We start from the raw sequence: 8,827 nt of genomic DNA, 5'->3' as shown, positions 1-8,827 counted from the left end.
CCGTCGCGGCCGAGCTCAACAGCCGCCCACGCAAAACGCTCGGCTGGGAAACCCCAGCCGAGCGTCTCGCTAAGCTTCTGGCCACAGCCAGTTGATCACTGTGTTGCTACGACCCCTCGAATTCGCCGGATGCGCCGGGGGCCCTTTTACGTGGGGTCACTCAGGCGGCGGAAGGGTCCCGGCCCTGAACCATGGCAGAACAGGCCCACCGGAGCCCTCAGGTGCGGCGGGCGGAGGCCGAAGCCGATCAACAACAACCATCCCCACCCGGAAGATCCCGACGGCCACCACGCACCCCAGCAGCCCCCAGAACAGAACGACGCCCCAAGGCCGCCCGACGTCCCAGGGCTCGGTAACGACAACCTTCTCCCCGTACTTCAGCGAAACCTCGTAGGGCCCATGAGCGCCCGCACCGAGCTCCACATCAAAAACAACGCGAGCCCGCTGCCCGGCCGGAACAGTCCCATGCCACTTCCGCTCCTCCCACACAGGGGCAAGAACGCCCCGCGCGGTACCCACACGAAAGACGGGATCCTTGACGGCACCGGAGCCGAGGTTGCCGACGGTCACGACGAGCCGCCGCTCGGGCGGCGCCCCGAACCACGTGAGCAGCCCGCTGGAGCCCTCCAGCCGCGCCGCGAGGACGCCCAGCCGGGCGCTGGAGGGCACGGGGGCGACGGGATGCCCGGCCACGACGAGCGGAACATCAGCGCCTTGGGCATCGCCCATGACAGTGGCGACGTGCACCACACAGGGACAGGGCCGAGGCGGCTCGGCAACAACAAGCTCCCTACGGAACCGCCCATCACTCCCCGTAGTGACAGTCCGCCCCTCAGCATTAGCGCAATCGTTGGTACCCCCCACCATGTTCTGCCCGCAAACAAGCAGAGTGAGCAGCGCCCCGGCCCGCCACCCCTCCCCAGTAACAACAACCGCACTGCCTTTCCCGGCCTCGGACCGATCCAAAAAAAGCGTGGGGGACCCACCGTCAGCCGAAGCAACACCGGCGGACGAGAAGAGAACGAGGACGGCCAGCAGAAGGGCGACGAGGGAGGCGCCGGGGCCGCAGGGGCAGGGTCCTGGACGCCTACGTGTATTTGTGGCGCCAAGTGCGGGGCAAGAACACGCAGAGGGGAAGGGCGCCGTAAATATACGGTCCAGGACCCTGCCCCGGAGGCCCCGGCGCCGGCCCACCACGCGCCGCCGCACCCGCACGCGCCGCACCAGCACCACCGCACCGACCAAAGCGAGCACACCCCCGCCCAGCACCGGCACCACCCACCGCCACGGCGTGTACGACGCCGCCCCGCTGGCCCGCACCCCGCCCTCCGCCGCGGCAGTGACGCGCACCGTCACCGAGTCCAGCCGCGGCGCGTCCGCCCACCGCTCCACCCGCTGCACGGCCCGCCCGGGCGCCAAGGCGGCCGGAGCGTCACGGACCGTACGGCGCAAAAGGGTCCCGAAGACACCGTCGGCACGGATATCGAGACGAGGCGCCAGAACGGTGTTGCCGCGGTTGACGACCGCGTACCGGATGACCGCCCCGTGCCCGTCCGCCGCGCCGCTCACCCGTACGTTCTCGACGGCGAGCGCGGGCAGCGCGGGCGCCCCGCTCACCCGTAACGCGAGGGGCACCCGTACCTCCCGCCCCTCGCCCTTGACGACCACGGCGCCGGAGAGATCACCGGCCCCTGAGCGGTCGCGGTCGCCGGGGACGGTCACGGAAAGCGGAACGTCGGCGCGCGTACGGGCGGGCACCCGTACCTGCCGTTCGGCGAGGGAGATCCAGGGCGCGGACGCCCGGAGTTCGAGGGAGCGCGCGCGGTCGGTGGGGTTGACGAGGGACAGCTTGTCGGAGAGCACGGCGCCCGCCGCGCCCTCCAGGTAGAACGACGTCCTGTCGTCCGGTCCGGGCGCGTCCGTACCGGCGGGGGCGGGCGCGGCCGACCAGACCGCGGGCGGGCCGTCGGCGACGGCGGAGGCGGCCGGGGCGCCGAACGCGCTCGCACACGCGCAAAGGATCACTGAGGACAGGGCCGTCAGCAGACGGCGCCGCAAGACGACTCCATCAGCGAACGCCGGCGCGGCGACGCCGCGTCAGCCAGAGCGTGCCGGCGATGCCGGTGAGGAGGACGGTGCCGCCGAGGGTGCCGAGGGCGATGGCGGAGTCGGCGGGCCCGGTCTGCGGAAGCTGACCGCCGCTGGACCCACCCGTAGCGGAAGAGCCACCGGTGGAGGACGAGCCACCCGTAGAGGCACCGCCACTGGAGGCCCCTCCGGACCCAGACCCCCCAGAACCGGAACCCCCGGAACCGGAACCACCGGACCCGGAACCACCGGACCCGGACCCGGACCCACCGGACCCGGACCCACCGGACCCGGAACCCCCGGAACCGGACCCACCATCCCCCTTGATCTCCAGCGTCAACGACGGCTTCGGATTGTTCGTGGGCGTGCAGGTCGTGGTCGTCCCCAGCGCCGAAATGGTCAGCGTGGAGGCGGTGAACGTGACGCTGCCGCTCTTCTTCGGGGTGTACGTCCCGGACAGATCGCTGATCTTGATCGGCGTGTTGGCGGGTATCGGCTCGGCGTTGGCCGGCCCGGAGACGGCCACCGTGCCGCTGTCCGCACCGCCCACCTTGATGACGGCGCTCGGCTTCATCGCGCCCTTGCCGAGCTCGATGGGGCTGGAGGAGACGCCCTTCTCGAAGGACATGGTCAGCTTGTACGAGCTTCCGTCCGCGACGCTCTTGATGTCGATGGGCGAGACGGCGCTCTTGTCGCCGATGGGGGTCTTGCAGGCGTAGGCGACGTCGACGGTGACGGCGTGCGCGGCCGGGGCGCCGAGCAGGACGGCCCCGCCGGCGAGGGTCACGGCGGCTGCGAGTGCGCGGCGCGGTGTTCGGGGTGGGATGTGGGACACCTCTGGTTCCCCTCTCGTCCGGTGCCGTAGCCGGAAAGAACTACTGACGGCACATCAGATCGGGCGCAGACAGTACGCCGGGGACCTTGAGGAAGGAAGAGAGAGAAGAAAGAAGCCAAGTAAGGAAGCGAAGGAAGCGTCGGAAGAGGAGCACGAGACAGAGGGGAACGGGACGGAGGAGAAGGCGGCGGCGACGGCCTACCCCGGCGCGGCCAGCTCCGCCCACACCGTCTTCCCGGCCCCGCCCTCGTTCCGCACGACCCCCCAGTCCAGGCAGAGCCGCTGCACGATGAACATCCCGTGGCCGCCGGGCCGCCCGCCGCGGTGCGGCGTGCGCGGGGCGGGCGTGCCGGCGCCGAGGTCGACGACCTCCAGGCGCAGCACCTTGCCGGCGCAGCTGACGCGCAGCTCCTCCGGCCCGTCGGCGTGCAGGCAGGCGTTGGTGACGAGCTCGGAGACGACGAGGAGGACGTCCTCCGCGGCGGCGCGGTGGTCGGCGCCGGCGGCGGGCAGCCAGCCCCAGTCGTAGAGGGCCTGCCGGGTGAAGTCGCGGGACATCGGCACGGCGCCGGCGACGCCGACGAGGTGCAGCCGGCGCACGCTGCCGGGGGGCGCGTACGCCGAAGACGCTTCGGGCGACGACGCGCCAGGCGTGCCAGGGGTACCAGGCACACCGGACGCACCGGACGTACTGGGCGTACGGGAAACGGCAGGCGCCCCGGCAGCAGCAGGCGTACCGGAAGAGGCGGCGCCGTCCGCCCCCGGACCGGGGTCGCCCGGCGGAGGGCACGGCCGGGTGGTGCTCATCAGCGCTTCACCTCACCGATTCACCGATTCAGAACGGAACGTAACGAACGTATGGACGGAACAGACCCGACGGAGCAGATTCAGCAGACTCCTGCCCGACCGATTCGTGAGAACACCCACTTCTTCGGCATCGATCCTGTGATGCATACAACTGCGGGACGCAGATCCGGGCCAGGCGCGGATAACGTTTGAATAACACACAGAAGTGAACCGGGAGGGTGTGCGAAGCGGCGCGGGCGCCAGGGGTCAGCCGGTAGGGCCGGCGAGCGCCGCGTCGAGGGTCTCGTGCACGGTGAAGACGGCTTCCGCGCCGGTGATCTCGAAGACGCGGGCGACCACGGGCTGCATCGCAGCGAGGTGGATTCCGCCGCCGGCGGCCTCGGCCTGGAGCCGGGCGCCGAGGAGCACGTTGAGACCGGTGGAGTCGCAGAAGTCCAGCCGGGAGCAGTCGAGAACGACGCGTGCGCCGCCGTCGGCGATGGCCGCTTCGAGCGGCTCGCGCAGCACGTCCGCCGTGTGGTGATCGAGCTCGCCCACGGGCGTCACGATCGCGCTCGATCCGTCCCGCCGGACGGCTACATTCAGCCGGCCCTTCGCGCTGCCGACCATCCCGCGATCCATGCGCATCCCTTCTCGGTGTGCCTGCGTGGCGCTCCGAGAACACTACGCCTTCCCTACGGCGTCCGGAAGCGGAAGGTCCGGCATTATGCACATATCCGGACATCACGCACTTGCGGTGCGAGGGTGAGGGCAGGTAGGGCTAGTAGCACGACATCCACCACGAACGGCTTTGGAGGCGCCGCTCACCGCAGCACGACGCGACGGCATCGGCAGCCATATGCCGAGAACGATGGAGGAGACCCCCATGTCACCCCGGCTCGACGAAACGCATACGGAATCGCATACGGAAGCGCGTACGGCGTCGTCGACACCCCTGCCCGAGTCCCTGCCCGACTACGACGGCACAGGCCTCAACGCCGACCCCGGCTTCGACCTCGGCGTCGACCTGGGCGCCACGCCCCCCGGCGAGCTGGCCCCGCACGACGCCCGGGCCCTGTCCAAGACGCTCTTCGCCCGCCTCGAAACGCTCGAAGAGGGCACCCACGAATACGCCTACGTGCGGAACACCCTGGTCGAGATGAACCTCGCGCTCGTGCGGTTCGCCGCCGCCAGGTTCCGCTCCCGCAGCGAGCCGATGGAGGACATCGTCCAGGTCGGCACGATCGGCCTCATCAAGGCGATCGACCGCTTCGAGCTCAGCCGGGGCGTCGAGTTCCCGACCTTCGCGATGCCGACGATCATCGGGGAGATCAAGCGGTTCTTCCGCGACACCAGTTGGTCGGTGCGCGTGCCGCGCCGGCTCCAGGAGCTGCGCATCGACCTGGCCAAGGCCGGCGACGAACTCGCCCAGGCCCTGGACCGCGCCCCCACCGTCGGCGAGCTCGCCGCGCGGCTCGGCCTGACCGAGGACGAGGTCGTCGAGGGCATGGCCGCCAGCAACGCCTACTCGGCGAGCTCCCTGGACGCGGCGGCCCAGTCCCAGGACGAGGAGGCCGAGAGCACGCTCGCGGCGCGCATCGGCTACGAGGACCACGACCTCGAAGGCATCGAGTACGTCGCCTCCCTCAAGCCGATGATCGCGGAACTCCCGCACCGGGACCGGAAGATCCTGTCCCTGCGGTTCGTGGCGAACATGACGCAGTCGGAGATCGGCGAGGAACTGGGCATCTCCCAGATGCACGTCTCCCGCCTCCTCTCCCGCACGCTCCGCCGCCTCCGGAGAGGCCTGCTCACCGAGGAGTGAGCCCGCGGCCTTTGCATGTGATGCGCCCTCAGCCCAGATAGGGCTGAGGGCGCCTCTCCAGGTAGTGCCGCACGCGCATCCGCTGCGTGTGGTGCATGTCCAGCGAGCGGATCCCCTCCGGGGGGACGAACCGCAGCTCGGTCGACTCGTCCGACAGGGCGAGCGCCCCGCCCACGACCCGTGCCGTGAAACAGATGTTGAACTGGCGGCGCACTTCACCGTCGCTGTACGCGATGACGTGCCGGGGGTCGGTGTACGTACCGACGAGCCCGGTGACCTCAACGTCAAGCCCGGTCTCCTCCCGTACCTCCCGCACGACCGCCCCGACGAGCGACTCCCCCATCTCCATCCCGCCCCCGGGCAACGCCCACAGCCCGCTGTCGGCCCGGCGCTGCATCAGGATCCGCCCGGCTTCGTCCGTCACGACGGCCGACGCGGCCACGACGAGACTGTTGGGCTCCGGCGCGGCCGGGTCGTCGTAGAACTCGGTCCGGGTCATTCGTCAGCCTCCCTGCACAGGGACAGCCGTTGCCCAGACGGCGTCGAAGCTCTCCGCATACATGTCGAACATGCCCCCATCCCCGTTGCGTCGAAGGTGCCACACCGGTGCGCCATAGGCATTGGCGCCCCAGACGTGGGCATTCACCAGGAACTGGTCATCAGCACGGTAGAGGCTGTTGTAGAGCGTCGTCCCGTGTGTGCGCAGTTCGACTCCAGCGAGCTGGTTGAGCAGCGAGTAGTGCATGAGCGCCAGCCGGCACCGCGACTCGATGCCGTGCCCGAACTTCTCTTCACTGCCCCGTTGCCGGACGTTGAGGCTGTCCGGGTCACCAACTGCGATACGGATGGCACACCCTTCCCCGGCCCGCTCGCGGAGCAGTTCCCGCAGACGCGGGTAGCCCTCGTGCAGAAAGAGCCCGGCGTAGACCAGGACATCGATGCGTTGCCGGGCTTGTGCCATGAGGTCGGCGAAAAGCGACACGGGCACGTCTGCTCGGCGTTCATAGAGTGCTACGAGTTCGGGGCTCACGGACCGCGTCGCCTTCGGTTGCCGCAGTTCCGGCCACAGTACGAAGACGTCCTCGCCCAGCAGCTCAGCAACCGCAAACGCCGTGACGCGGCGTGGTGTGCGGCCGAGGTTCAACCAGCGCTCAACCGTCTTGGCGTCCACACCTGCCTGTGCCGCAAGGGACGCATGGGTCCACCCTCCTGCGGCCACAGCAATGCGTAACCGCTCGTTCCGCATGTCTGTCACCCACTCCCGAAGCTCGGTTACCGCCAGGGACGTTCTACTCGCCTAGGGACGTCCCTGAATGGGATTTGGTGGAGGTTCCCTCGTCCCGATGAACAGCAAGACCCTGGCGACATGGACGTGGACAAGCTGGAAGTGGGCTCGATGGTGCTGGACAAGCGCCGGGACCGGGTCGGTGAGGTGATGGAGGTGACCACATCGTGGGTGTACCTGCGAGCGTTCGGCGGGGGGCGGGAGTGGGTTACGGCTCTTGAGGACGTCGAGCCCGTCACCGTGATGGCGCGGCTGCGGGCCCGCGTCGCCGCGGTCAACGCCGAGCGGCAGCGGCGGCCCTGACAAGGGGAGGCGCACTGCACGAACATGGGGCGCCCGTACCGCGCCGGAGGTGTTGACCCGCCCGCCGCGGGGCGAATAGCGTCGCGGCGGCCTCTGGGGGAACGGCGGTGCGACGGGCGTGCGCGTTCTGCGGAAAGAGCGGGAAGAGGACGGCGGCGCGGACGTCGTCGTGGTGGGCAGCGGCATCGTCGGCGCGGCGTGCGCCGAGTCGCTGACGCGGCGCGGTGCGCAAGTACTTGTGCTCGACAGAGGCCCCCTGGCCGCCGGGACGACCGCGTGCGGCGAGGGCAACCTCCTCGTTTCCGGCCGGGCCCCGGGCCCCGCGCTGGCCCTCGCCCAGGCGTCCCTGCGCCGCTGGCCGCGCCTGCTCGCCGCGCTCCGCGAGGAGCTCGGTCCGGGGCGGGCGGAGTGCGAGTACGAGGCGAAGGGCGGGCTCGCGGTCGCTATGGACGACGCGTCCGGCGCCGCCCTGCGCGCGTTCGCCGCGGCGCAGCGCGCCGCGGGCGTGGACGCGCGGGAGCTCGCCCCGGGCGAGGCGGCCGCGTTCGAGCCGCACCTCACGCGCCGCGTCCGCGCCGCCGTGCACTACCCGGAGGACGCCCAGCTCCAGCCCGTGCTGGCAACGACCTCGCTGCTGGCGGCCGTACGCGCCCGGGGCGGCCGGATCCGTACCGGCGTGGAGGTGACGGGCGTGGAGACCGGCCGCGACGGGCGGCGGATCGTGGGCGTGCGCACGTCGGAGGGCCGCGTCCCGTGCGGCGCGGTCGTCAACGCCTGCGGCCCGTGGGCCGGGCAGTTCGCCGCGGCCGCCGGGGCGCCCCTGCCCGTCGTGCCCCGCCGCGGCACCGTCCTCGTCACGGCGCCGCTCCCGCACGGCACGGTGCGGCACACGGTGTACGACGCGGGCTACGTGCGCGCCGCCGGCAGCACGGACGCGGCGCTGCACGTGGCGACCGTGGTGGAGGCGACGCAGGCCGGGACGGTCCTCATCGGCTCCAGCCGCCGCCGCGCCGGCTTCGACGCGACGCTGCGCGCCGACGTGCTGCGCGCGCTGGCCCGCGGCGCGGCGCGCCTCTTCCCCGTGCTCGGCGGCGTGCCCGTCATGCGCGCGTACGGCGGCTTCCGCCCGTACACCCCCGATCACCTGCCGGTCGTCGGCGAGGACCCGCGCCGCCCCGGCCTGTGGCACGCGACCGGCCACGAGGGCGCCGGTATCGGCCTGGCTCCCGCCACCGGCGAGCTGCTGGCCGAGCTCTGGGCGGGCGAGCCGCCGCACGTGGACCCGGAGCCGTTCCGGGCCCACCGCTTCGGGCCCGCGCGGCCCTTCCGGCATTCCCTCTGACACCCCCGGCATCCGGAAGGAGAACGGATGGCACTGATGACGGTGTACGTCGACGGCGAGCGGCACCGCGCCCTGCCCGGCCAGACCGTGGCGGCCCTGCTCCTGGCGACGGGCCGCCGCTCCTGGCGCACGACCCGCCTCGGCGGCCGCCCGCGCGGCGTCTTCTGCGGCATCGGCGTCTGCTACGACTGCCTGCTCGTCGTCAACGGCCTCCCGGACGTCCGGGCCTGCCTGCGCGAACTGCGCGACGGCGACCGGGTGGAGACCCTGCGCGGCGCCCGCCTGCCCACGGGCGGCACGGAGACCGGGATCGTACGGCCGGCCGCGGACGAGGCGGACGAGGCGGACGAGGTCGCATGAGCG

The 8,827-nt window shown here is 71.5% G+C and carries 10 protein-coding genes; 4 read left to right on the top strand and 6 right to left on the bottom strand.

The window, feature by feature from the left end:
* Positions 1–156 precede the first annotated feature (156 nt).
* The 4 genes from D7231_RS38520 to D7231_RS19885 all read right to left on the bottom strand — a co-directional run bounded on the left by D7231_RS38520 (position 157) and on the right by D7231_RS19885 (position 4,351).
* A complete protein-coding gene (locus tag D7231_RS38520) occupies positions 157–2,058 on the bottom strand; it encodes a COG1470 family protein (RefSeq protein WP_147449765.1) in 1,902 nt (633 codons plus the stop codon).
* A gap of 10 nt (positions 2,059–2,068) precedes the next feature.
* Positions 2,069–2,875: an LPXTG cell wall anchor domain-containing protein gene (locus D7231_RS19895; RefSeq protein ID WP_241999803.1), complete on the bottom strand. Its 807-nt coding sequence runs from the start codon at positions 2,873–2,875 to the stop codon at positions 2,069–2,071.
* Between the two features lie 246 nt (positions 2,876–3,121).
* Positions 3,122–3,730, bottom strand: a complete 609-nt coding sequence (locus D7231_RS19890) for an ATP-binding protein (protein ID WP_120756800.1) — start codon at positions 3,728–3,730, stop codon at positions 3,122–3,124.
* Positions 3,731–3,976: 246 nt separating this feature from the next.
* On the bottom strand, positions 3,977–4,351 hold the full coding sequence (locus tag D7231_RS19885; protein ID WP_120756799.1) for an STAS domain-containing protein: 375 nt from the start codon (positions 4,349–4,351) through the stop codon (positions 3,977–3,979).
* Between the two features lie 229 nt (positions 4,352–4,580).
* On the opposite strand from D7231_RS19885, the gene D7231_RS19880 reads away from it, so the two are divergent.
* Positions 4,581–5,534 carry an RNA polymerase sigma factor SigF gene (locus tag D7231_RS19880; protein WP_120756798.1) on the top strand — a complete coding sequence of 318 codons (954 nt, stop codon included), beginning with the start codon at positions 4,581–4,583 and terminating at the stop codon, positions 5,532–5,534.
* 28 nt (positions 5,535–5,562) lie between these two features.
* Here the strand turns inward: D7231_RS19880 and D7231_RS19875 are convergent, their stop codons facing one another.
* Positions 5,563–6,033 (bottom strand): NUDIX domain-containing protein, encoded by a 471-nt coding sequence (locus D7231_RS19875; protein ID WP_120756797.1) that lies wholly within the window; start codon positions 6,031–6,033, stop codon positions 5,563–5,565.
* Positions 6,034–6,036: 3 nt separating this feature from the next.
* Positions 6,037–6,780, bottom strand: coding sequence for a helix-turn-helix domain-containing protein (locus tag D7231_RS19870; protein WP_120756796.1), 744 nt, complete (start codon positions 6,778–6,780; stop codon positions 6,037–6,039).
* Between the two features lie 120 nt (positions 6,781–6,900).
* Between D7231_RS19870 and D7231_RS19865 the strand changes: the two genes are divergently transcribed.
* The 3 genes from D7231_RS19865 (at position 6,901) to D7231_RS19855 (ending at position 8,824) form a co-directional block, all read left to right on the top strand.
* The gene (locus D7231_RS19865) at positions 6,901–7,122 is read left to right on the top strand and encodes a hypothetical protein (protein WP_120756795.1); all 222 of its coding nucleotides are present in this window, start codon (positions 6,901–6,903) and stop codon (positions 7,120–7,122) included.
* A 118-nt stretch (positions 7,123–7,240) separates the two neighbouring features.
* Positions 7,241–8,464 carry an NAD(P)/FAD-dependent oxidoreductase gene (locus tag D7231_RS19860; RefSeq protein WP_241999802.1) on the top strand — a complete coding sequence of 408 codons (1,224 nt, stop codon included), beginning with the start codon at positions 7,241–7,243 and terminating at the stop codon, positions 8,462–8,464.
* Between the two features lie 27 nt (positions 8,465–8,491).
* On the top strand, positions 8,492–8,824 hold the full coding sequence (locus D7231_RS19855) for a (2Fe-2S)-binding protein (RefSeq protein ID WP_199739412.1): 333 nt from the start codon (positions 8,492–8,494) through the stop codon (positions 8,822–8,824).
* Positions 8,825–8,827: the final 3 nt, after the last annotated feature.

Source organism: Streptomyces klenkii, assembly GCF_003626645.1.
In the GTDB taxonomy this organism is placed as follows: Bacteria; Actinomycetota; Actinomycetes; order Streptomycetales; family Streptomycetaceae; genus Streptomyces; species Streptomyces klenkii.
This window is presented reverse-complemented; position numbering and strand designations above follow the sequence as displayed.

Excerpts from the sequence above, each read along its gene's own strand:
- D7231_RS19865 (WP_120756795.1), top strand. The coding sequence starts at position 6,901 with ATGGACGTGGACAAGCTGGAAGTGGGCTCGATGGTGCTGGACAAGCGC.
- D7231_RS19870 (WP_120756796.1), bottom strand. The coding sequence starts at position 6,780 with ATGCGGAACGAGCGGTTACGCATTGCTGTGGCCGCAGGAGGGTGGACC.
- D7231_RS19885 (WP_120756799.1), bottom strand. The coding sequence starts at position 4,351 with ATGGATCGCGGGATGGTCGGCAGCGCGAAGGGCCGGCTGAATGTAGCC.
- D7231_RS19875 (WP_120756797.1), bottom strand. The coding sequence starts at position 6,033 with ATGACCCGGACCGAGTTCTACGACGACCCGGCCGCGCCGGAGCCCAAC.
- D7231_RS19890 (WP_120756800.1), bottom strand. The coding sequence starts at position 3,730 with ATGAGCACCACCCGGCCGTGCCCTCCGCCGGGCGACCCCGGTCCGGGG.
- D7231_RS19855 (WP_199739412.1), top strand. The coding sequence starts at position 8,492 with ATGGCACTGATGACGGTGTACGTCGACGGCGAGCGGCACCGCGCCCTG.
- D7231_RS19880 (WP_120756798.1), top strand. The coding sequence starts at position 4,581 with ATGGAGGAGACCCCCATGTCACCCCGGCTCGACGAAACGCATACGGAA.